This is a genomic window from Herpetosiphon llansteffanensis (genome assembly GCF_003205875.1).
Classification (GTDB): Bacteria; Chloroflexota; Chloroflexia; order Chloroflexales; family Herpetosiphonaceae; genus Herpetosiphon; species Herpetosiphon llansteffanensis.
Genome location: NZ_PUBZ01000022.1, coordinates 99,795 through 122,499, shown reverse-complemented (window position 1 = coordinate 122,499; position 22,705 = coordinate 99,795). Strand labels below are relative to the sequence as shown.

The 22,705-nt window shown below is 49.1% G+C and carries 18 protein-coding genes; 11 read left to right on the top strand and 7 right to left on the bottom strand.

Annotation, left to right across the window (positions count from 1 at the left end):
* Positions 1-42 precede the first annotated feature (42 nt).
* On the top strand, positions 43-2,760 hold the full coding sequence (gene acnA, locus C5S61_RS01690) for an aconitate hydratase AcnA (RefSeq protein ID WP_110513393.1): 2,718 nt from the start codon (positions 43-45) through the stop codon (positions 2,758-2,760).
* 335 nt (positions 2,761-3,095) lie between these two features.
* Here acnA and ppc read toward each other — a convergent pair whose 3' ends face one another.
* Both ppc and C5S61_RS01680 read right to left on the bottom strand, forming a co-directional pair.
* Positions 3,096-5,885 (bottom strand): phosphoenolpyruvate carboxylase, encoded by a 2,790-nt coding sequence (gene ppc / locus C5S61_RS01685; protein ID WP_110513392.1) that lies wholly within the window; start codon positions 5,883-5,885, stop codon positions 3,096-3,098.
* Between the two features lie 38 nt (positions 5,886-5,923).
* Entirely contained in the window at positions 5,924-6,301 is a 378-nt protein-coding gene (locus C5S61_RS01680; RefSeq protein WP_164689157.1) for a response regulator, read from the bottom strand.
* Between the two features lie 327 nt (positions 6,302-6,628).
* On the opposite strand from C5S61_RS01680, the gene C5S61_RS01675 reads away from it, so the two are divergent.
* From C5S61_RS01675 to C5S61_RS01660, 4 genes are all read left to right on the top strand, one after another.
* Complete coding sequence (locus C5S61_RS01675; RefSeq protein WP_110513390.1) at positions 6,629-8,239, top strand: DUF8689 domain-containing protein; 1,611 nt, start codon at positions 6,629-6,631, stop codon at positions 8,237-8,239.
* A gap of 177 nt (positions 8,240-8,416) precedes the next feature.
* Positions 8,417-10,549, top strand: a complete 2,133-nt coding sequence (locus C5S61_RS01670; protein WP_110513389.1) for a hypothetical protein — start codon at positions 8,417-8,419, stop codon at positions 10,547-10,549.
* A gap of 55 nt (positions 10,550-10,604) precedes the next feature.
* On the top strand, positions 10,605-12,722 hold the full coding sequence (locus C5S61_RS01665; RefSeq protein ID WP_110513388.1) for a hypothetical protein: 2,118 nt from the start codon (positions 10,605-10,607) through the stop codon (positions 12,720-12,722).
* 157 nt (positions 12,723-12,879) lie between these two features.
* Complete coding sequence (locus C5S61_RS01660) at positions 12,880-15,018, top strand: hypothetical protein (RefSeq protein WP_110513387.1); 2,139 nt, start codon at positions 12,880-12,882, stop codon at positions 15,016-15,018.
* 124 nt (positions 15,019-15,142) lie between these two features.
* Here C5S61_RS01660 and C5S61_RS01655 read toward each other — a convergent pair whose 3' ends face one another.
* From C5S61_RS01655 to C5S61_RS01645, 3 genes are all read right to left on the bottom strand, one after another.
* The gene (locus tag C5S61_RS01655) at positions 15,143-15,688 is read right to left on the bottom strand and encodes a PadR family transcriptional regulator (RefSeq protein WP_110513386.1); all 546 of its coding nucleotides are present in this window, start codon (positions 15,686-15,688) and stop codon (positions 15,143-15,145) included.
* A 561-nt stretch (positions 15,689-16,249) separates the two neighbouring features.
* Positions 16,250-16,828 (bottom strand): hypothetical protein, encoded by a 579-nt coding sequence (locus tag C5S61_RS01650; protein ID WP_110513385.1) that lies wholly within the window; start codon positions 16,826-16,828, stop codon positions 16,250-16,252.
* Between the two features lie 3 nt (positions 16,829-16,831).
* Complete coding sequence (locus C5S61_RS01645; RefSeq protein WP_012191727.1) at positions 16,832-17,419, bottom strand: ANTAR domain-containing response regulator; 588 nt, start codon at positions 17,417-17,419, stop codon at positions 16,832-16,834.
* 198 nt (positions 17,420-17,617) lie between these two features.
* Here C5S61_RS01645 and C5S61_RS01640 point away from each other — a divergent pair, with 198 nt between their 5' ends.
* The 5 genes from C5S61_RS01640 to C5S61_RS01620 all read left to right on the top strand — a co-directional run bounded on the left by C5S61_RS01640 (position 17,618) and on the right by C5S61_RS01620 (position 20,696).
* Positions 17,618-17,905, top strand: a complete 288-nt coding sequence (locus C5S61_RS01640) for an HU family DNA-binding protein (protein ID WP_054535488.1) — start codon at positions 17,618-17,620, stop codon at positions 17,903-17,905.
* Between the two features lie 149 nt (positions 17,906-18,054).
* Positions 18,055-18,501, top strand: a complete 447-nt coding sequence (locus C5S61_RS01635; protein WP_369128084.1) for a peptidylprolyl isomerase — start codon at positions 18,055-18,057, stop codon at positions 18,499-18,501.
* 147 nt (positions 18,502-18,648) lie between these two features.
* Positions 18,649-19,659: a CobW family GTP-binding protein gene (locus C5S61_RS01630; RefSeq protein WP_110513383.1), complete on the top strand. Its 1,011-nt coding sequence runs from the start codon at positions 18,649-18,651 to the stop codon at positions 19,657-19,659.
* An 89-nt stretch (positions 19,660-19,748) separates the two neighbouring features.
* Positions 19,749-20,111, top strand: a complete 363-nt coding sequence (locus C5S61_RS01625) for a DUF4260 domain-containing protein (RefSeq protein ID WP_110513382.1) — start codon at positions 19,749-19,751, stop codon at positions 20,109-20,111.
* A 9-nt stretch (positions 20,112-20,120) separates the two neighbouring features.
* Positions 20,121-20,696, top strand: coding sequence for a TetR/AcrR family transcriptional regulator (locus C5S61_RS01620; protein WP_110513381.1), 576 nt, complete (start codon positions 20,121-20,123; stop codon positions 20,694-20,696).
* Here C5S61_RS01620 and C5S61_RS01615 read toward each other — a convergent pair.
* A complete protein-coding gene (locus C5S61_RS01615) occupies positions 20,693-21,130 on the bottom strand; it encodes a hypothetical protein (protein WP_110513380.1) in 438 nt (145 codons plus the stop codon). The genes C5S61_RS01620 and C5S61_RS01615 overlap by 4 nt on opposite strands.
* A gap of 133 nt (positions 21,131-21,263) precedes the next feature.
* On the opposite strand from C5S61_RS01615, the gene asd reads away from it, so the two are divergent.
* Positions 21,264-22,319 (top strand): aspartate-semialdehyde dehydrogenase, encoded by a 1,056-nt coding sequence (gene asd / locus C5S61_RS01610; protein WP_110513379.1) that lies wholly within the window; start codon positions 21,264-21,266, stop codon positions 22,317-22,319.
* Positions 22,320-22,368: 49 nt separating this feature from the next.
* On the opposite strand, the gene C5S61_RS01605 is transcribed toward asd, so the two are convergent.
* Entirely contained in the window at positions 22,369-22,569 is a 201-nt protein-coding gene (locus C5S61_RS01605; protein WP_110513378.1) for a hypothetical protein, read from the bottom strand.
* Positions 22,570-22,705 lie beyond the last annotated feature (136 nt).

Sequence of the window (22,705 nt, the reverse complement as noted above, 5' to 3'; positions counted from 1 at the left end):
TGATGCTTGGGAATTAACGAATTAGTGCCTAGAGAGGTTGCGATGACGCACAAACGCCAAGATGATTTCGGAGCCAAAGCCACATTGACCGTCGGTGATCGGTCGTTGGTCTACTATCGGCTCAACAAACTCGAGGAAGATGGGATTGCCGCCGTCTCCAAACTGCCATTCTCAATTAAGGTGTTGTTGGAAGCTATGTTGCGCAACAACGATGGTTTTGCCGTAACCAAACAAGATGTTGAGAATATGGCTCGCTGGAACGCCGCCAGCCCCGAAAAAATTGAAGTTCCGTTTAAGCCAGCTCGCGTAATTTTGCAAGACTTCACCGGCGTTCCTGCCGTGGTCGACTTGGCTGCAATGCGCGCTGCAATGGCTCAACAAGGTGGCGATCCACAACGGATTAATCCACTGGTTCCTGTCGATTTGGTCATCGACCACTCGGTGCAAATTGATCAATTCGGCTCAAAAATGGCTTTGTTCTTCAATGCAGAGCGCGAATTTGAACGCAACGCCGAACGCTATGAGTTTTTGAAATGGGGCCAACAAGCCTTCGATAACTTCAGCGTCGTGCCACCAGAAACGGGGATTGTGCACCAAGTCAATCTTGAATACTTGGCAAAAGTGGTTCAAGTATTCACCGAAGAAGGCGAATTGGTAGCCTTGCCAGATTCATTGGTTGGTACCGACTCGCACACCACGATGATCAACGGCCTTGGCGTGGTTGGTTGGGGCGTTGGCGGGATCGAAGCTGAAGCAGTTATGCTCGGCCAACCAATCTATATGTTGTTGCCAGAAGTTATTGGCTTCAAAGTGACTGGCCAATTGCCCGAAGGCGCTACCGCCACCGACTTGGCTTTGACCGTGACTGAATTGCTGCGCAAAAAAGGTGTGGTCGGCAAATTCGTCGAATTCTATGGCCCTGGCGTGGCCAATATGGCCTTGTCAGACCGTGCGACGATTGCCAACATGGCTCCAGAATATGGCGCAACCATGGGCTTCTTCCCAGTCGATCAAGAAACAATTCACTTCTTGCGCAGCACTGGCCGCTCCGATGAATTGGCCGATTTGGTCGAAGCCTATAGCAAAGCCCAAGGCTTGTTCCTCGATGCCAGCTCGCCAGAAGCAGAATACACCGACACCGTGCACTTGGATCTCTCGACGATTGTGCCAAGCGTTGCTGGCCCCAAGCGACCACAAGATCGGGTCGAATTGCCAAATACCAAGGCTTCGTTCCAAAAATCGTTGACCGCGCCAATTGCTGAGCGTGGTTTTGCCTTGTCACCTGAGAAGGCCGAAAGCACCGCCACCGTGAAAAATAACGGCCACTCGGCCACGATTGGCCATGGCGCAGTTGTTATCGCTTCGATCACCAGCTGTACCAACACCTCGAACCCATCGGTGATGTTGGGTGCTGGCCTGTTGGCCAAAAAAGCTGTTGAAAAAGGCTTGACTGTTGCCCCATACGTCAAAACCAGCTTAGCCCCTGGCTCACGCGTGGTTTCAAGCTACCTCGAACAAGCAGAATTGATCGAGCCACTTGAAGCGCTTGGCTTCCACATCGTTGGCTACGGCTGTACAACCTGTATCGGCAATAGCGGGCCGCTGCCAGAGCCAGTTGCTGCCGCCGTGCAAGAAGGCGAGTTGGTTGCTGCCGCTGTGTTGAGCGGGAACCGCAACTTCGAAGGCCGGATCAATCCATTGGTCAAGGCCGCCTACTTGGCATCGCCACCATTGGTTGTCGCCTATGCCTTGGCTGGTACAATGAACCTCGATTTGGCGACCGAGCCATTGGGCAACGACAAAGAGGGCAATCCAGTGTACTTGCGCGATATTTGGCCAAGCCAAAGCGAAATCCAAGAAACCGTGCGCAAAGCCATCAAGCCAGAAATGTTTACCCAACAATATGGCAATGTATTTGCTGGCAGCGATGCTTGGAAACGGGTGCAAGCACCAACTGGCGATATCTATGCTTGGAGCAACGACTCGACCTATATCCAACACCCGCCATTCTTCCAAGATTTGCAGCCAGAGCCAGCGCCGATCGGCGACATCAATGGCGCACGGGTTTTGGCCTTGTTGGGCGATTCGGTAACCACCGACCACATCTCGCCAGCAGGTTCAATTGCCAAAAACAGCCCAGCTGCTAAATATTTGATTGATAACGGCGTTGATCCCCAAGATTTCAACTCGTATGGCGCACGCCGTGGAAACCACGAAGTGATGATGCGTGGCACATTTGCCAACATCCGCCTGAAAAACTTGTTGTTGAATGGGGTTGAAGGCGGTTATACGCTCTACTTCCCAACCGGCGAACAACAATCAATCTACGATGCCTCGATGGCCTACCAAGCTAGCGGCACGCCGTTGGTGATTTTGGCTGGCAAGGAATACGGCACTGGTAGCTCACGCGACTGGGCTGCCAAAGGTACGTATTTGTTGGGCGTGAAAGTCGTCATCGCCGAAAGCTACGAACGGATTCACCGCTCGAACTTGGTCGGCATGGGTGTGTTGCCATTGCAATACCGCGCTGGTGAATCGGCTGCCAGCCTCGGCTTGAAGGGCGATGAAACCTTCTCAGTTGAAGGCATCAACGACGATTTGCAAGCTCGCTCAGAGTTGACCGTACGCGCCGTTCGCCCAGATGGTAGCGAACTCAGCTTCCAAGCAGTGGTGCGGATCGACACACCAGTTGAAGTTGAATACTACAAGAATGGTGGGATTCTCCACACCGTTCTGCGCCAATTGGCCAAAACCGCCTAATACGCTAAAATCAACAATCCCCATGCTGTTTTCGGGCAGCATGGGGATTTGTTGTATCGAATGGCTATGGGCTTTTGATCCACGAAGGACACGAAGAGCACGAAGGTGTGGCTATAGGCTATGGGCTATAGGCTTTGGGCGATAGTTTTTAGCCACGAATTCCACGAATTTCACGAAGAATGTTCCGATAGCCAATAGCCATCAGCCAATAGCCTACTCCCATATGTTCTATGCTCTTCCTGCCTGATCCCCAGCCCCTGACTCCTGATCCCTCGCTTTTTGCCTTTTGACTTCTGATTTTACTTCATTCCTCATCCCTCATACTTCATCCTTTTCTAGCCCGTATTTTTCAAGCCGGCAGCAATCCCGTTGATGCTGAGCAAAATTGCATCCTCAAGGTCGCCATGTTCAAGCCCATCGGGATCGGTGCGCAACCGCCGCAACAGTTCGATTTGGACAAAACTTAATGGATCAACATAGGGGTTGCGCTGCTTAATCGAGTGCTGCAAGATCGGGTTGGTATCGAGCAGTTCGTTAATTTGAGCAACCTCGCAAATCCACTTAACCGTCAGTTCGTATTCGGCTTTGATCAGGCCAAAGATTTCGTTGGCTAGGGCTTGGTCGGGCACAAGCAAGGCATATTGGGCAGCAATATCCATATCGGCCTTGGATAAAATCATTTGGGCATTATCAAGCATTGTGCGGAAGAATGGCCAATCGTTGTACATGCCTTGCAGCGTGATTAAGCCGTTGCCGTCAGCTTGAATTAAATGCTCCAAGGCACTGCCCAAGCCGTACCAACCTGGCAAGGTATGCCGACTTTGCATCCAACTAAACACCCATGGAATCGCCCGCAAATCTTCAATGCGGTCGCTGGCTTTGCGGCTGGCTGGCCGTGAGCCAATATTCAAGCGGCTAATTTCGGTAATCGGCGTAGCATTGCGAAAATATTCTAAGAAATGCGGATGATCGTAGACCAAGCCACGATACACCTTGCGCGAAACTTGGGCCAAGCTGCTCATCGCTGCCTGCCATTCTGGGCTGATATGGGCAATGCTCACGCCCAGCGACGAGCGCAAAACGGCGTTGATAATCTGCTCCTGATGGCGATAGGCGGTTTCTGGCTCGGCGTAGCGGTCGCTAATGACCTCGCCTTGTTCAGTGATTTTGATGCGTCCGCCAACGGTGCCTGGTGGTTGGCCCAAAATTGCCCGATTGGCAGGCCCGCCGCCACGTCCAACCGCGCCGCCCCGACCATGGAACAAGCGCATCGCTACCCGATGGCGAAAACAGGTTTCGGCCAAGGCAACTTGGGCCAGATACAGCGCCCAGTGCGCATCGGCAAAGCCGCCATCTTTATTGGAATCGCTATAGCCCAACATAATTTCTTGCACATCGTTGCGCAACACCAAATGTTGGCGATAGGCTTCGCTGGAAAGCAGCGTGTGCATAATCTCCGGCGCAGCGATCAAATCGGCTCCAGTTTCAAATAATGGCACGATATTGAGCCAACTATGCTCGCCTGGCTGGTAAATGCCAGCTTCGCGGGCCAGCAACAGCACCGCCAAAATATCGCTTGGGCCTTCAGTCATCGAAATAATGTAGGTTTCGATCGCCTCTGCATTCAAATCGGAGAGCACAGCCCGAATTGTGCGAAAGGTTTCGATAATCTCTACCGTTTCGGCGCTGTAATATAAGTGAGTTGGAATTAAAGGCCGATTATTGGCTAGCTCACGCTCCAAAATGGCAGTGCGTTCAGCTTGGCTGAGGCTGGCGTAATCGTCGCAGATGCCTGCATATTCAAAAATTTCGCTCAAGGCGCTGGTGTGGCGGCTGCTGTGTTGGCGAATATCAAGTGTGGCGGTGTGCAAACCAAATACTTTGGCCGAGCATTGCACATCACGTAAAAAGCCATCGGCGACCGAAGCCGCGCCATTGGTGCGCAAACTATATTCCATGGTCGCCAAATCGCTGAGATATTCGTTGGCGTTGGCATACCACGTGCCCTCTGTTGGGCGATGACCGCCGCGTGCCCAATCTGGCTCGTAGCGCTCAACATAGGCCAGCGTTGCATGCAGTTTGGCGTGAATATAGGAGCATTTTTGGCGATATGGCTCGTGCGGATTGCGCCGCTCCAGCACGTGTGCCAATTCGGGAAACAAGGGCGCATCGTGAACTAACGTTTGAGCCAACTCTTCGCTAATTGGCACTTGGCGCGACGATTGGCTTAAGCGATGGCTCAAGCGCTCGACGGCGTGAATATGCTCGCGCAACGAACGGCCCATCAACAATTTAAGCGTTTCAACCGTGACCGATGGAATCACAAATGGATTGCCATCGCGATCGCCGCCAACCCACGAGCCAAAGCGCAAGAAGGCTGGCAAATGCCAATCGTGCTCAGGATAGATGCGGCGCAACGAGGCTTCGGTATCGCGATAGAGCTGCGGAATCATGTCGAACAATGATTCTTCAAAGTAATAGAGATTATTCTTCACTTCGTCGATTACGGTTGGCTTGATAATTCGCACTTCATCGCTTTGCCACAGCGCCACAATTTCCTCGCGAATCGCTTCGAGCAAGCGCTCGCGTTGGCGTTGAAACGTGGTTTCAGCAGTTAATTGGCGCGCTGCTTCAGCAATCCGATGGTGTTTTTTGAGCGTCGTGCGGCGCTTGGCTTCGGTTGGGTGCGCCGTAAAGACTGGCCGAATCTCTGCATGATCGAGCAAATCTTGGACTTGCTGGGCGGTAATGCCACGCTCGCGCAGCTCTTGCAAGGCCAACTCAACCGATTCTGAGCGCGGCGCATCGCCGTTTTGGCGGTCGCGTTCGGCCAGCACGCGCAGGCGTTCAACACTTTCGGCCAAGTTTACCAAGCCAAAATAATGGGTAAAGGCTTTGATCAGCCCCATAAGTTGGGCGACTGGCAATTGGCCAACCAACTCGGTGAGCGCATGAGTCTCCTGGAGTTTACCATCGCTTCGACGTTGCTTGGTGCGTTGGCGCACATCTTCTTCAAGCTCAAACGCTGACACCCCATCTTGGGCCACAATCACATCGCCAAGCACATTCCCCAAGGAATGGATTAGCATAGAAAGCGGCGTGCGGTCGGTTTCAGGTGTATACATCGCCACACTCCAAACCATAGCGGCACGCTGGCCGCAGCCTAATCACAATAGCGCCGCACCACCTGCATCAAATCGTCGATGGCGATTGGCTTTTCGAGGTAGCCAACCGTATAGGGGAGCGGCGCTGGCTCGTCGTATAAATAGGTCGAAATGATCACCACGGGAATCGCGCTCAGGCTTGGCTCGGTTTGCAATGCTTGCAGAAATTCATCTGACGACATGTAGGGCAAGACACGATCAAGCAATATCAGGCGCGGCAGTGGGCTGGACTGTAAGTATTTTAACCCATCCACAGCAGTTGTATAGGTTGCCACATGGTAGCCTTCATCGCGAATGATATGCGCAAGCATATCGCGCACCGTCGCACTATCTTCAATGATTACGATTTGGGCGCTCTGAGGCGTTGCTTTTAACATACTGGCACTCCTTGCCATCCTACACGAGTTCGATTCAACTCAAAATGTCGGCTAAATACGATATGATGTAGTAGTACAATAATGGCTATACGATAGCATATTGCGGCGAGCGGGTTGTTGGCTTGCATAGCCGAGCGATTCAGCAAACATTGGTCTGCGATCGGTATCGGCCATAGTAGGCAGTTTAGAGGGGATTAAGGTACTTTAACCATTTCCCCCCAAAGTCGTGCTTGCGTGGGGTGATTTTTGGCCCCTATAATTAAGCTAGATGATTTTGCGAATTTAGCAATGCTTGTTGCAACGGCAATACACGAAGGGATGTGAGGCATGCGATTTTTACTGGATGCGCGTTCGTATGACGAAATGAAAGCTCGAAATGATCATACACCCGACTGCTACGTGCGTCCGGGCGAATATTTGCACCATATGTATGTCGATGGGATTAAGTATGCTGTGGCGCGGGCGCTCTACGATTGCTTGAAGGAAGCGCGTGAGCAAAACGATTACGAGGCCACCCGCCACTTAAATATGCACAAACAACAGCTCGATGCCTTGGTTGCTGAGGCCCAAGCCAATGGCAAATTGAGCGGCGCGCGGGTTTTAGGGGGGGATGTACCTAGTGACGATGGCTCAGCCCCATCGGGGAATAGCTATCACCCCAAAGTACCAACCACCATCGAAGAAACTGGCCTGAATCGAACCCAAATTCAGGACCAATTGCTGCGGGTCATTTATAATCGCTCACGGGTAACTGGCATGGAGTTGGCCCAAGAAGTGCGCTTATTTTATAGCGTGCTCGATCCGGTCATTACCCAAATGCGCAGCTCGGAATATATCGATATTGCTGGCCAACGTGGCTTCGGTGATACCAACTATGAATATATTTTGACTCCGCGTGGCTCGCAGGCCGCTGAAGATGCCATGAAGAAAAGTAATTATAGCGGCCCTGCTCCTGTGCCATTTGAGCAGTTTCTCGAATCAGTCAAAGCCCAAACGATCAAAAATATGGTCATCACGCGGCGCAATATTCGCAAAGCCTTCAGCGATTTGATTATCACCGACCAAGTGTTGAATGAAGTTGGGCCTGCGGTCAACTCTGGCGCGTCGATCTTCTTGTTTGGCTACCCAGGCAATGGCAAAACCAGTATCGCCGAGCGCATTACCCGCCTGATGGGCGATGATATTTTCGTGCCCTATGCGATTGATGCCGATGGCCAAATTATCAAGGTCTACGATAGTATCGTGCATACCTTGGTCGATAAAGAGGTCAACGTCGGCACATCGGAGTATGATTTGCGCTGGGCCAAAATCAAACGCCCGGTGGTGGTGGTCGGGGGCGAATTGACCCTCGAAGCGCTCGATTTGACCTTCAACGAAACTGGGCGCTTTTACGAAGCACCATTCCAAATGAAGGCCAACGGCGGCATTTTCTTGATCGACGACTTTGGTCGCCAACAATGTCGCCCGATGGACTTGCTCAACCGCTGGATTGTGCCACTCGAAAAACGCTACGATTATTTGACCACGATCACTGGCCAAAAAATCGAAGTTCCTTTTGATCAGTTGCTGATCTTCTCGACCAACCTCGACCCCAGCCAAGTTGCTGACGAAGCCTTCTTGCGCCGGATTAAATTTAAAATCGAGGTGCGCGACCCCGATGAATCCCAATGGCGGCAAATTTGGTCGTTGGTCTGTAAAGGCCGTAAGATCAACCTTGATCCCAAGGGCTTAGATTATTTGGTGGAAAAATGGTACAAGCCTGATGATCGCCCGTTCCGCATGTGCCAACCGCGCGATATTCTCGATCAGATGATTAGCATCGCCAAATATAATATGGAACAAGTGACCTTCAATCCCGATTTAATTGATGCTGCCTGTGGAACCTACTTTGTCAGCAAAGAAGCCAAAAACTTCGGTGCTAAAGTGCGTTTGGATTAATCAGATTCGCCAAATAAGCATCAAACAGCTTGGTAACACACCAAGCTGTTTGTATTTAATACTATTTTTTAGATTGACATGCGGCTTATACTTATAACTGAGGCAGAGTAGTGGAGTTTTAATGCAAAATCCCCTACCAGCCCATAAATAACATCTACTAACGTTGGGAGCGTTATCATGGCAGCAACATGGTTTGGTAAGCGGCAAATTGGCATTAGTTTTCTACTTATTGTTATCCTGCTTCAGCTACGATTAGCGCAAGCACAATCAAGCGTAGCTTCGCTCAATATCATCCCAATCAATTCCTCAGCTGGAAGCGAATTGCCCCCATTAATATCACCACTTAACCAAACTAGCAGTTTAACAGCAACTAATCTGATTACTGGCACATGGTATACAGGCTACGAACGAAGTCTAGAGCTTCCTGGCGATATTTGGCGAATCTTTGTTGATGAACAAGATCGGTTATATATTCATGGAGAATTTGACTGGATTGAAGGTGAAACAATTAAGCAATTTGCCTCATGGGATGGCGCAACGTGGCAAGATTATGGTCTTACCGATGATGATAAGCTCGCTATCAATACACTTAAACTCTATCATGGTGAATTAGTTATTGGCGGTTTCTTTCGCCAAATTGGCGGCAGGACGATGAATAGCCTAGCACGCTGGGATGGTACACAGTTTCAACCCTTTGGTAACGGCCTCATCCACAATCCAACGTTAATTGGCGAAGTACACGATTTAGCTGTGATCAGCGATAGTCTACAGATTGGGGGCAATTTTGCTTCCTTTGATAACGTTCCAGCAGAAGCGTTTGCCTATTGGAATCCCACGAGCTATGGTCAAATAGCGAAGGTGATCGATCGGGTTTACGATATTGCCTCAACAACCAATGCTACGATCGTGGCTGGCCTTATAACTAGTATCAACGACATGCCAATCAACCAATTTGCCCTTTTGCAAAACCAAACTTGGAGCCAACTGCCAATGCCTGCCGGTATAACCACCGTGAAGGGCCTTGAGGTGCTGAACAATACAATGTATCTGATAACCCCTGCGCCCAATCAATCAAGCCATACCATGGTTCACCAGTGGGCCAACAATACATGGATTAGCGACACATCAGTCATAACTGATTCAATGGCTGGATGGACGGTAGGCAATGGAACCCTGTATGCCGCTAATTATGTGGATTCCAAATCGATCTGGCAACGCAGCAACGATGGTTGGCATAAACTTAACCTTCCAGTTACTATTAGAAGACTAAACTCAATCGCAGGCAATAGCACTGGAGTGTATGCGGCGGGAAGTTTCATCATTAATGGTCAACCAAGTAACTTATTTCATTGGGATGGCCAGAATGTGACAAATATACCCCAGATTATGCGCCACACTCCGATAAATCAGATTGGCGATCTTGCAGGCAAGCCGATTATTCAAGATTATAAACTTCAGCTATGGACTGAAAATCACTGGAAAACCCTCTATTCAACCAATTCGGGTCTGATAACAACCCCAACAAGAACCTATTTAGTTGAGGGCTACTCAATCGCGCCAGTCCCGCCTATTCATAGTGCGATTTGGCACTTTCTGCCAAACGGAACCCTAACTACCTCGTTAGTCCTCACGGACGCTCCGAATCAGCTTAATTTCATTCATTTAAATGCATCAATGGGACAGGTTTGGTTAAATACCCAAAAAGCGCTTGCCAATAATCAAGAAATTAGCGGCGTATTTAAGGTTAATGACTCAGGCTTGCAAAAAATTACCCCTATCTCGTGTCGAGGCATGGTCTATCCCACTAACCGCCGGCTCTATTGTATTGTGTCGTACTACCCAAGCACCCACAATGATATTTACTATTGGAATGGTCAATTCTGGCAGTTTCTCAGTAGCCATTACACGATTGATTCTGAAAGGCCGCTTCAAGCAATTGCTTGGCGCGATCATCTCTATTTTACCCATGGCAATGAATTACGCCGTTATGATGATGGCCCAACAACGGTGGTTGCGACGTTTGATGGAAAACTTCATCTGCTACGAGCTATTGGCACTCCCTATTTGTACATTACTGGGCGCTTCACGCAGATCAATAATCAATCAATTGAGCGGATTGCGCGCTGGGATGGTAACGACTGGCAAGGTTTTACAACGGTGCCAAATGGCGATATTGAAACAATGGTCGTTACTAACGATGTTATCCATGTCAGCGGCAAGTTCACTCATGTTGGGCCGATCAGTTCGTTTGGCATTGCCAGCGTTGATCTTACGCCCTATATGATCTATCTACCATCGATCAATAAATAAACCATGCCCTACTCGGAATAGGGCTAGTTCATCAACCTAGAAAGAGGAGTTTAAGATGAATATCCACCGCATTGGCGCAAGCAGTGTCAGGTTAGCGCTGCTGCTCATTATCGTTTGGTCGAGCAGTTTGGCAACCCAAGCCCAACAACCAAGGCTGCTTGTTCAGCCTGTTGCTGAACAAACACAACCCAGCGTAGCAGTTGATTCGATGGCCCCATTAACCACCAGCAATCTGATTACTGGCACATGGAATACCAGCCTTAACAATCAGCTACAGGTTCCAGGCACGATCAAAAAACTCTATGTTGATGACCATGACCGGCTATATGTGACGGGATCATTCAATTACCTGAATAATCAAGAATTCAATGGCCTTGCGTCGTGGGATGGCAATACCTGGCAAGGCTATGGCTTACAGCCTGATGATCGTGACACAATTTATGCCATGACCACCTACCATGATCAACTGATTGTTGGCGGTGAATTTAAAAACTTGGCAGGTCAGCCACACAATGGGATTGCTCGCTGGAATGACACGGCCTTTGAGGGCTTTGGTAGTGGTTTTCAGGGAGTCAGCGCACCCTACGATTATTCAGAGCGGCCAAAAGTCTATGATCTTGATGTCGTCAGCGATACCTTGTATATCACTGGCAGTTTCACCAGTTTTAATCAATTAGCGGTTAACTCATTGCTGGCTTGGCAGCCAACCGGCTATCGTAAAGTTGCCGAGATTGAGGGAGGGCTGTATCAATTTTCAGCAACCAATTCCAAAATGCTGGTAACTGGTTCCTTCCGCTCGATTGGGAACATGGGTGCTGCCGATTTTGCGCTTTGGCAAGATGGAGCTTGGATGAATCCATGGGTGCCATCGTGGGCTCCGCTGGGATCAGAAACCTTTGTCTTTAGCGATACCTTCTATACCCGTGGTTATGAGTATTATTATCCTTTTTTTACTAATATCTATCGTTGGAAGAATAATACGTGGATTAATGATAGCAAGATCAGTCAAGGCTCAGCCATCGATTTAGTGCAATGGAATGGGCAGCTGTTTAGTGTTTCCAATGCCAAGTTGTGGCAACGAACTAGTTTCGACTGGAGCGCAATCAATCTCCCAATCACTATCTATGAAATTGCCGATATGGTAGCAAGTAGTACTGGCATCTATCTGGCGGGCGAATTCGAGATCAACAATCAACGGAGCCAATTGGTTTTTTGGGATGGCACAACGGTTCACGATGTAGCCAGCACCTTCAAACACGAAACGATTCGGAGTATTGGGAATCTTCAGGGTCAGCCAATCATCATTTCTGGAGTTCATTATAACCTCCAGCGTTGGACTAGCACAGCGTGGCAACGCCTTGCTCAGTTTGTAAACACACAGGAACTGATAACAATTGATAACGATAATACCTACCTAGCAGGATTATCAATTGAGCGCTTTGAGCCAAATGGCGACCGTGTTCCACCTTTTATATTCCAACTCCCATGGATTAAGTGGTCGGCCTCAGGAAGTGAATTAATAGCGAATATACCCTCAGGGACGATTAATAATCAGCCAATTGTTGGGGCATGGTCGCTTAAAAACGGGCAATGGCGGCAACTTACCAACCGATCGAGTTATCCTGAAAGTTCTATATTTGTTGCTGGTCAAACCTTATATGCAGTCCGCGTGAAGGACTTGATATATGGTTTTAGTGATCCTCTAGATATTAGTATTGCGTTTTGGAATGGGGTTGATTGGCAGGAACTCAAAAGCTGGCTACAACCCAGTCCCTATAGAATATCATCATTGGTCGTACCATGGCGGGGTAATTTATATTTTCTATATGAAAATGAGCTACGCCGTTTTGATAAGGCGAGCAACACATTGATCACGGTTGCAAGTTTCGATGATGTACCGCTCGCATTACGTGCTACCCCTGAGCATATATATGTTGCCGGACGCTTTAGCAAGATTAATAATCAAAGCATCGGGCACATGGCTCGTTGGAATGGCTCAACCTGGCAAGGATTTGCTGATGCGCCTAATGGCACCGTTGAGACGATGGTTGTTACGTCTCGCTATATCCATATTGGAGGCAACTTTACTCGTGTTGGCAATATTCCATCGCTTGGCATAGCCAGCTTAGACCTTGCGATCTATCGCCAATATATTCCGCAAGTCGGTAAATAAACCTATCAGCATAATTAACAATTGCTTAGCTATCAAGTAAAGCAGTTGTTAATTATGCTGTACTATAGTTGAATTAATCCTACCAACTATCTTCACACTACACTAACGGTAGGTCTAGGTTTATGGTTCTATTATGTAGTATGGAGATGGATTTACAATGGGAAAACTACGGATTCGTTTAGGTTTGATTGTTGCGATCCTTGGCCTCTACACTGGCAATTTACCTACCCAAGCCCGACAATCAACAACGCTTGCTGATGATAGTAGTTATGAACAGCAGCTAGTTGCACATTCATTAAGCCAGATTGCCCCATTAACCACCAGCAGCGTGATTACTGGCACTTGGAATACCACGCTCCAGAACAATCTGCAAATTCCAGGTACGATCAGCAAATTATATGTCGATGAAAACGATCGACTGTATGTAACTGGTGGTTTCAATTATCTGAATGGTCAAGAAGTTAATGGCTTGGCCTCGTGGAATGGCACTGCATGGCAAGGCTATGGCTTACAACCAAATGATTCTGGCGCGATTTATACGCTTACCAGCTACCATGATCAATTGATTGTTGGTGGTGCTTTTCGCCAATTTGCTGGCCAGACGATGAACGGCATTGCCCGCTGGAATGGCACAGCCTTTGAGTCATTTGGCACCGGCTTTCGGGGCACAAGCGATTTTTATGATTATTCGAATATCCCCAAAGTGCATGATCTCGATGTTGTGAGCGATACCTTGTATGTCAGCGGCAATTTCTCGCAATTCAATGATTTAGTGGTTAATTCGTTGTTGGCATGGCAACCAACTGGCTATCGCAAAGTTGCCAATATTGATAGCTCACTCTATCAATTTGCGGCGACCGATGAGGCAGTTGTAGTTTCTGGTGAAGTGCTATCAATTGACCAGACGGCAATTGACTATTTTGCCCGCTGGCAACAGGGCGTTTGGAACAACCTGCCAGTGCCTGAGTATGTTTATCCTGCACAAGAAACCCATGTCTTGAGCAATACCTTCTATATTCGCCAGCCGATCTACGATCAAGGAGCCAAAACCAAAATCTACCATTGGGCTGCCAATACTTGGGTCGCCGATCCATCATTGATCACTGGTTCGGCCCGTGATTTGGTGGAATTCGATCAGCAATTGTATGCAGCAACCAATACTCAACTTTGGCAACGCAGCAATGCAGGCTGGAATAGTGTCAATCTACCAATGGAGATTGCCTCGATTAGCGCGATTGAAGCCAGCAGCAACGGCATCTACCTCGCTGGCAGTTTCACACTCAATGGCCAAGCAAGCCAATTGGTCTTTTGGGATGGCAACAATCTGACTAATTTGGCCACAGCTACGACCCATCGTTGGGTTAGCGATCTTGCTGATCTTCAAAACCAGCCTTTAATTATTGATAGTAGTTGGCAGGCTGCGCATTGGAATGGTTCAAATTGGCATGATCTTCGCAAAGTTCCCTATTTTGCAAAATTATTAACGACCCAGGATGCCCAAACTTATTTAGTTGGCAGTAGCCCATTTACCACGACCTCAAATTTAGCCAGCGCGATCTGGCAGTTTGAGCCAACAGGCAGCCTAAACGCACCGGTTATGTTGGATGGCTTTAATCTTACTTGGGCAATTTCTGGGACAGACGTATTAGCAAGTTTGTATTCTGGCACCATCAATAACCAAGCTATAAGCGGAACAGTCGCAATCAACCACGATCAATGGCGACCATTCATCCCCAGCTATACCAATGGCAATGTGTATCGTGCTGGTGAGCACATCTATTCATTGCGGATCGATGGGGATCGTGGATCGTGGTTGATTGAAATTTCGTTTTGGAATGGCACAAGTTGGCAATATCTAACCGCATGGCAACAATTTGATCAGCGACCAAATGTACAAATTACGGTGTGGAATAACGAACTCTACTTGCTCTACAACAATGAACTGCGCCGCCTTGATTTTGATAGCGCCTCATTAATCACAGTTGCCAGTTTTGATGATGTGCCGTTAGCATTACGGAGTACCGCTGATTATCTGTATGTTGCTGGCAAGTTCAATCAAGTCAATAACCAAGCTATTGGCCCGCTAGCACGTTGGGATGGTACAACATGGCAAGGGACGGCCAATACACCGAATGGCTCAATCTATAAACTGGCAGTAACCGCTGAGCATATTCATATTGCAGGCAGCTTTACCCACGTTGGCACAACGCCATCATTGGGCATCGCCAGCTTCGCAATTAATGATGTTCCTGCTAGCCCAAGCTATCGCCAATTTATTCCCCAAGCAAGCAAATAAGCCTGCTTAAGCGCAAACCACGCATCTGAATATGGTCAGGTGCGTGGTTTGTAGGTCCAAGCAGCGCTACCAACCTGCTGTATACAACAAACTAATCTAAAGCCTACTCCACCGACTTGCTTGATCAAGCCTCGTTAAGCTGTTGGCGAATCTGAACCAAATACTTGGTTAGCCAATCGTGCTCAGCCTGAATCATGGTTTCGGTATAATCAAACAGGCCTTGAATATGCCAAACTTCAGTTGGCGCTTCGGCGCGACGTTGCTGAACACGCTCAATTTGCGCTCGCAATTCAGCGCAATAGTGCTCTAGCGCGCTGATGATATCGTTGAGATCAAGCAATGGAAAATTGGCCATGGCCAAGAGCAACGATGAATAGCGTTGTTGGGGCATACTCAACATTGCCTGCAAACTCTCTTGCAATGCAGCCCTACCACTTGGTAGAATGTTATAAACCATGCGTGAAGGCCGCCCATCGCCTTGCGAGGTTTCACCAGCCACCAGTTGGGCTTGCTCAAGCTTTTTGAGCAAATAATAAATCGACGAAAATGCTATTTCCGTCCATAAGCGCATGCCCCGCGCCTGAATAATTTGTTCGAGCTCATAGCCATAGCGTGGCTGCTCTGCCAACAAGCTTAAAATCGCCGCTTCAGCCTGAGTCAACTTTTTCATAGCACATATATCCTAGTAGTAGAATAATCTACTTCTAGAGTATTAAACTATCATGGTCTTGTCAAGGTGAATTCATGGGGGAAGCGTTGAAAGGATGAGGGATGAGGGATGAAGGATGAAGCCAAAAAAGGATCAGGCTTTTGGCTATTGGCTTTGGGCAATAGAAATAATTAATCTGAGCTAATCTGTGGCTAAAAATAATCATCATTCGTGCAATTCGTGCAATTCGTGGCTAAAAATAATCATCATTCGTGCAATTCGTGGCGAAAAATCTTCGTGGATCAATATGCTTAACGCAGCGGCGCAGAGAAAAGATGGTTTTTGGCTATGTGTCATGGTTCATTGGATTGGCAACGAGGAGCATGCCCTCACCCCCAGCCCCTCTCCCACTGAACGCGGGCGAGGGGGAGCCGACCGTTTTCTATCACGCATCGCGACCGAACCGCACGATTAAGCCCCTCGCCCGCGCACGGGAGCGGGGTTGGGGTGAGGGGATCAGACAATGGTTAACCTGATGTACCAGTACATCTATGCTCTATGCTCTATGTTCTTTGTTCTTATTTAGGGTAAATCGCGATTGGCCAGCACCAACACCTGCTCGGTCAAATCGGCAAGGCGCGAGTCGATCGTTTCTGGTCGAATGCTGAGATCGTCGCGCAAATAATTAATTTGATCGTTGAGGCCTTGGATGGCAGCGCGAACTTCATCGCTCACCAGCGGAAACGCCGCATCTAAATCAGATTGGGCCAAATCGAGTTGCGCTTCAACATTACCAGTTTGCAGGTTGCTATGGGCGATACGAGCATTTTGAATGCGGATGGTGGCGCGCAGCAAATGCAAACTCCCAGCAGTAAACTCCAAATCGCGGCGCAAGGTTACCAACTCCAAGGAAATTGTATCCTCAGGAAAGACGATAATCGTTGGCGTAGCGGGCATTGGGGATGGCGCGGGGGCGGGCAGCACCTCGGTGGCAGCGGCCTTGAGCACGGTTGGGGTAACAACCTGGATGACTGGTTGTTGGGCGGGAGGATCTGGTTGGAGCGCAAGGGCAACTAAGCCGCCTAGGAAGGCGGCCAGCAGCAAAGGCAACGTCGCCCGCAACACAGCGACAAGTTGTTGCTGAGAGGGGCGGCGTAGCATAACTTACTTTTGTTGCTCCATCTGGTTGGCCAACAGCAAGGCCGAGGCAACTTCGCGCATCGACTTGCGGGTATTCATGCTCAATTGCTGAATCTTGCGGAAAGCCTCAGATTCTTTCAGCCCTTGAGAATCCATCAACATGCCCTTGGCACGTTCGATAATCTTGCGAGTTTCGAGCGTTTCCTTCAGGTCGCCGACTTGTTGTTCGAGGGTCAGGAACTCTTCAAAACGGGCGCGGGCAATTTCGAGTGCTGGCATCAAATCGCTATCGCGAAAGGGCTTGCTGAGATACCCCACAACACCAGCGTCGCGGGCGCGCTCGACCAACTCTTTGTCGCTGTGGGCAGTCAAGAGCAAGACCGGGGCAATTTTCTCTTCAGTCAGCACTTTGGCTGCCTGGATACCATCCAGTTTGGGCATTTTGATGTCCATCACCACTACGTCTGGGCGTAGTTCGCGGGCAAGGTTGATAACGCTCACGCCATCACCAGCTTCCCCAACGACAAGATAGCCGAGGCCAACTAACGTTTCACGCAGATTCATGCGAATCAGCGATTCGTCATCGGCGATGACAATGCGTGTCTGTGGCATACGGTTTCCTCCGGGTGCATAATCGGTCATCGTAGCTTCGATGAATGTACGCAAGTATAGCATGCTGCGGTATTCGCGGCAAGCAACCATAATGAGTAAATTGGCCTATCTAATGGGCTAAAATGTTCCACAGCGCATACTGCTTATGGTATAATCGGGGGTAACGATTGTAGCTTCGCTAGGATTAAGGAGCGTGCAATGCAAAAAATCGAGTTCATTGCTGAGGTCGCTGAACGCACCGGCATTTCTAAAAAAGAGGCACGCCGCGTTGTCGATGCTATGTTGGATGTGGTCAGCGAGCGCTTGCAAGCTGGCGAAAAAGTTGTCCTGACTGGGTTTGGTACCTTTGAAGTCCGCGAGCGCCAAGCTCGCCAAGGGGTCAACCCAAAAACGCGCGAACGGATGACAATCGAAGCTACAAAAACTCCTGGCTTCTCGGCCAGTAATAGCTTGAAACTGTTGGTTCGCCAAGGCAAGTCTGAGTAGCTCACAGCGTAGCCGATGTTGCTTTGAGCGACCGCCAATTGCTTGCGGTCGCTTTCTTGTGTTATAACCCTAGGGTGATAATGTTTTCACGATTCTTTAGTCGAAAGGGGTCTCACGTGGCCGCAAAACAATGGAAGTCAGCGCCAGCGATGTCGATTGACACCACAAAACACTATGTCGTCACTATGGAAACAACCAAAGGGAACATCACCATCGAGTTGTATCCAGAATATGCACCCAAAACGGTCAATAACTTTGTGTTTTTGATCAACGAAGGGTTCTATGATGGCGTGGTCTTTCACCGCGTGATCTCAAACTTTATGGTTCAAGGTGGCGATCCAACCGGCACCGGCACCGGTGGCCCAGGCTATCGCTTCGAAGATGAGTTCAAAGGCAACCCTCTGAAGCACGAAACCGGTGTGCTTTCAATGGCCAATGCAGGCGCAGGAACCAATGGCTCACAATTCTTCATCACCCACAGCCCACAACCACACCTCGATGGCCGCCATACCGTGTTTGGCAAGGTCACCGAAGGCCAAGATGTGGTCAACGCCATTCGCCAAGGCGATAGCATGACCAAAGTAACCGTTAGCTAAATTGGGCTTTGGCTCAGCCCCTTGTTCTCAGCGGAACGAGGGGCTTTTATTTTTAACGGTTGGCTATTGGCTATAGGCTTTTGGCTATTAGAAAATTCAACCTATAGCCTTAGTGTCCTTCGCGGTTAATAATAAAGGAGTGTTCTGATGACCACACCGATTCCGATGACGATTTTGACTGGCTTTTTGGGCGCAGGTAAAACTAGCGTGCTCAACCGTTTGCTCACTGCTCAGCATGGCCTCAAAATCGCGGTGCTGGTCAACGATTTTGGCGCAATCAATATCGATGCCCAGTTGGTCGTTGGGGTTGAAGCTAACGAGATTGTGAATTTGGCCAATGGCTGTATTTGCTGCACGATTCGCGAGGATTTGCTGACCACCACCCTCGAATTGCTCAAACGCGCCGATCGCCCAGACTATATTATCGTCGAGGCGAGCGGGGTTTCCGACCCAGTTTCAGTCGCATTGACCTTTCGTTTGCCAGCCTTGCGCTCATTAATTAGCCTCGATGCAATCGTGGCGGTCGTCGATGCTGAGCGCATTCAGGAACAGCGCCAGCAAATCGTCCAAGTCGGCGATCAAATTGCCGCCGCTGATATTGTGGTGGTCAATAAAATCGATTTGATTGATCCAAGCCAACAGCAACGAGTGATCAAGTGGATTCAGGCAATCGTGCCGCGCGCCCGTATTTTGACTGCTGAATATGGCGTTGTGCCAATCGATTTGCTGCTGGGCATTGGCCAATATCGCATTGATCTGCTCGCTGATCGCCATGAATTTGCCCATTATCACCACGACCAAGATTGGCAAACCTGGCATTACCAAACCGACCAGCCATTGACAATGAGCAACCTCCAGCAAGCCTTCCAGCAATTGCCAAGCTCAATTTTTCGCGCCAAAGGCATTGTCTATTTGGCCGAAGCGCCTGAGCGCCAAGCAATTGTCCAATTAGCTGGCAAACGGGCAAGTTTGCAGCTCAGCGAGCCATGGGGAGCAACCCCGCCGCACAGTAAAATTGTGGTCATCGGTCGCAGCCAGAGCTTTGATCCCGCTCAATTAACTGCCCAATTTGATGCCTGCTTGGCGCAGCCCGCCCACGAACTGCGCGAAGAAATTCTGACTGTAGCCGAATGGCGACGCAAATATCAAAACCAATAACCAAAACTAATCAATTTAGTCTTGACAAACAACGCAAAGACTACTATCATTAGTCTTGTAAACTAATTAAATTAGTCTTGAGGTGAGTTATGAAAACAGCGAGTTTGGCGAAGCAATTATTACATGCTGAAGGCTTGGGATTATTATTGATTGCGATTTTGGGCTATGCTTGGCAGGGCTTTGCTTGGTGGCAATTTGCGTTAGCCTTATTTGCGCCCGATTTGCTGATGTTGGGCTATCTGTGGGGGCCAAAAGTCGGCAGCATTTGCTACAATCTTGGCCATGTTACGCTGTTACCGTTGAGCTTTTTGGCGCTTGGTGTGGTCAACGATTGGCGTTTGGGGCTGCAAATTGGCCTAATCTGGCTGTCGCATATTGGGCTTGATCGCATGCTTGGCTATGGGCTAAAATACCCAACTCAGTTTAAAGATACCCATTTGGGGCGCGTTTAGAGGAGCATTATGGCCTATCCAGCTCAGACCGATTATCCAACGATTATTGCGACTGCTCAACGGTTAATTGAGCGTGATGGGGTGGAGCAATTAGCTTTAGCCAGCTTGGCAAGCGAGTTGGGCATCAAAGCACCATCGTTATATCGCTATGTTGCCAATAAAACCGCTTTGCTCAGAGGTGTAGTAACCGTCACCATTCGCCAACTGTTTGTGGCGTATGATCACGCTTTAACCAATAGCGCAGCTGATGCACAAAGCCAAATGCTCGCAATTTGCCATGGGCATCGCCAATTTGCCCATGCCCAACCCAAAAATTATAGCTTGGCCCTAACCGCTGCCAGCGACGAACAACGCGCCGATCCTGCAAGTTTGGTCGCAATGGTCTTGCCAGTGCAGGCAATTATGGCTCAAATTAGTGGCCAAGACCATTCGCTAGCTGCTTTGCGCGGCATGCTGGGGCTGATTCATGGCTTTGTCTTGCTCGAACTCAATCAACAGCTCCAGCGTGGCGGCGATTTAAGTGCCGACTTCGATTTGGCAGTGCGCAGCTATTTGGCTGGTGCTGCCCAGCTAAATACCGATTAAAGCATCATCAATAAGAATATTAACATACCAAGTAAACAAAATAGTAGCACAAAGATACTTTGATTATTATGCAGAAGGTCGAGATTGAATCGCGTACTAGGGTAGTCCTCATGCGCCATGCGATTGCGCGGCCTATTGCGCTCCAAATCCTGCTCGGTTAATTGAATATCGCTGGCCTTGACGCGATCACGTTTCAAATAGGCCCCGATTTCATCCATCGAAACCTGCTCAGAAAGTTGTTGCGCCACATCAGTCAAGGCTTCTGGCTCACGTTCAGGGGCTAAATTACGCTCAAATGTTGGTTGACGATTACGATTTGAGCGCGGATTAACCATTGGATTCAAGTCAGCGCGCAGCGAACGAATTTCACTGCGTAAAGCCTGAACTTCTTTTTCTAAATTCGTAATTCGATTATGGGCATCAACATCGAGCATCCAAGACCTCCTAATCTATATACCATCAGACCACGGTACGTTGCATGGCGGCGTGGAGTTGCTATAATGCGCGCAGCAACGAAGCTGATGAGCAATGGTGCTATTTAAGATTCCCACTGCGGAGGCTTTTGGTATGAAGAAGATTCCTGTTGGTGTGCTAGGCGCAACAGGGATGGTTGGACAACGCTTTTTGAGCTTGTTGATCGATCACCCCTATTTTGAAGTAACGGTCGTTGCAGCTTCGGAGCGTTCGGCTGGTAAGACCTTGGCCGAAGCTGGCCGCTGGATGATCGGTGGCGAAATGCCTAGCCAATTTGCCAAGATGACCGTCCAGCCCGTTGATCAGGTTGGTGATGTTGGCTTAGTGTTTAGTGCTTTGCCCAGTGATGCTGCTGGCCCGACCGAAATTGCTTGGGCCAAGGCTGGGGCTTTGGTGTTCTCAAACGCTGGCGCTCATCGCCGCGATCCACTCGTGCCGCTGTTAGTCCCTGAAGTCAATCCTGACCATGTTAATTTGTTGGAGCTGCAACGCCAACACTATGGCTGGAGTGGCGGCATTTTGACCAACCCCAACTGTACAACCACTCACGCTGTCTTGCCAATGCGGGCTTTGCACGATGCCTTTGGCCTAACCAAAGTCTTGTTGGTTAGCATGCAAGCCATCTCAGGTGCTGGCTACCCTGGTGTGCCAAGCCTCGATATTATTGATAATGTTGTTCCGCTGATTAAAGGTGAAGAAGAGAAAGTCGAGTGGGAGCCACGCAAATTGCTGGGCACGCTTGGCGCGCAGGGCATCGCAGAAGCCCAAATCACTATCAGCGCCCACTGTAATCGGGTGGCCGTTATCGATGGCCACACCGAATGTTTATCCTTGGCGTTCGAGCGCCCACCAGCAGACGAAGCAGAATTGATTGCTGCCTTGCGTGAATTTAAGGCCGAGCCACAAACCCTTAATTTGCCAAGTGCTCCCACCCACCCCATTTTGGTCACCGAGTTGGCCGATGGCCCACAGCCTCGACGTGATCGCGATGCAGAACGCGGCATGGCGACAACCGTTGGGCGTGTGCGCCGCTGCCCAATTCTCGATTATAAATTAGTCTTGTTGGGGCACAATACCTTGCGCGGAGCCGCTGGAGGTTCGTTGCTCAATGCAGAATTAATGGTCGCCAAAGGCTTAATCAAAGCCTAAAATAAACCGCGCACGGCATCGATGGTGAGTGATGCTGTGCGCGATTTGGTTAAATAGTAGTGATCACCACGATGATCAACCCGATTAGCATAAATACGCCGCCAACTGAGCGAAAAGTCTGGTGCAGCCGCTGGGTAAACACCATATCAGTGCCACGCCGCGCATCGCTATAGAACCATTGCTCACGAAATTGGCGCGAAACCAATAAAATTCCACCAAAGAGAATTAATAACACTGCAAACAGAACCATCAACACACCCCTCATAAAACTGGATATCTAGCTGTATCGTATCATATCAAGCTTGGTTAATCATTGATGTATTCAGGCTAAAAAGATAAGAATTTGATTAATATCTATAGCTCATTAGTCATCAAGCCGCTAGTAC

Coding starts and splice junctions, on each gene's coding strand:
- C5S61_RS01620 (WP_110513381.1), top strand. CDS start 20,121: ATGGCCTATCCAGCTCAGACCGATTATCCAACGATTATTGCGACTGCT.
- C5S61_RS01640 (WP_054535488.1), top strand. CDS start 17,618: ATGCAAAAAATCGAGTTCATTGCTGAGGTCGCTGAACGCACCGGCATT.
- C5S61_RS01635 (WP_369128084.1), top strand. CDS start 18,055: ATGTCGATTGACACCACAAAACACTATGTCGTCACTATGGAAACAACC.
- C5S61_RS01665 (WP_110513388.1), top strand. CDS start 10,605: ATGAATATCCACCGCATTGGCGCAAGCAGTGTCAGGTTAGCGCTGCTG.
- C5S61_RS01615 (WP_110513380.1), bottom strand. CDS start 21,130: ATGCTCGATGTTGATGCCCATAATCGAATTACGAATTTAGAAAAAGAA.
- C5S61_RS01655 (WP_110513386.1), bottom strand. CDS start 15,688: ATGAAAAAGTTGACTCAGGCTGAAGCGGCGATTTTAAGCTTGTTGGCA.
- acnA (WP_110513393.1), top strand. CDS start 43: ATGACGCACAAACGCCAAGATGATTTCGGAGCCAAAGCCACATTGACC.
- ppc (WP_110513392.1), bottom strand. CDS start 5,885: ATGTATACACCTGAAACCGACCGCACGCCGCTTTCTATGCTAATCCAT.
- C5S61_RS01680 (WP_164689157.1), bottom strand. CDS start 6,301: ATGTTAAAAGCAACGCCTCAGAGCGCCCAAATCGTAATCATTGAAGAT.
- C5S61_RS01625 (WP_110513382.1), top strand. CDS start 19,749: ATGAAAACAGCGAGTTTGGCGAAGCAATTATTACATGCTGAAGGCTTG.
- C5S61_RS01675 (WP_110513390.1), top strand. CDS start 6,629: ATGCGATTTTTACTGGATGCGCGTTCGTATGACGAAATGAAAGCTCGA.
- C5S61_RS01670 (WP_110513389.1), top strand. CDS start 8,417: ATGGCAGCAACATGGTTTGGTAAGCGGCAAATTGGCATTAGTTTTCTA.
- asd (WP_110513379.1), top strand. CDS start 21,264: ATGAAGAAGATTCCTGTTGGTGTGCTAGGCGCAACAGGGATGGTTGGA.
- C5S61_RS01630 (WP_110513383.1), top strand. CDS start 18,649: ATGACCACACCGATTCCGATGACGATTTTGACTGGCTTTTTGGGCGCA.
- C5S61_RS01660 (WP_110513387.1), top strand. CDS start 12,880: ATGGGAAAACTACGGATTCGTTTAGGTTTGATTGTTGCGATCCTTGGC.
- C5S61_RS01645 (WP_012191727.1), bottom strand. CDS start 17,419: ATGCCACAGACACGCATTGTCATCGCCGATGACGAATCGCTGATTCGC.
- C5S61_RS01650 (WP_110513385.1), bottom strand. CDS start 16,828: ATGCTACGCCGCCCCTCTCAGCAACAACTTGTCGCTGTGTTGCGGGCG.
- C5S61_RS01605 (WP_110513378.1), bottom strand. CDS start 22,569: ATGGTTCTGTTTGCAGTGTTATTAATTCTCTTTGGTGGAATTTTATTG.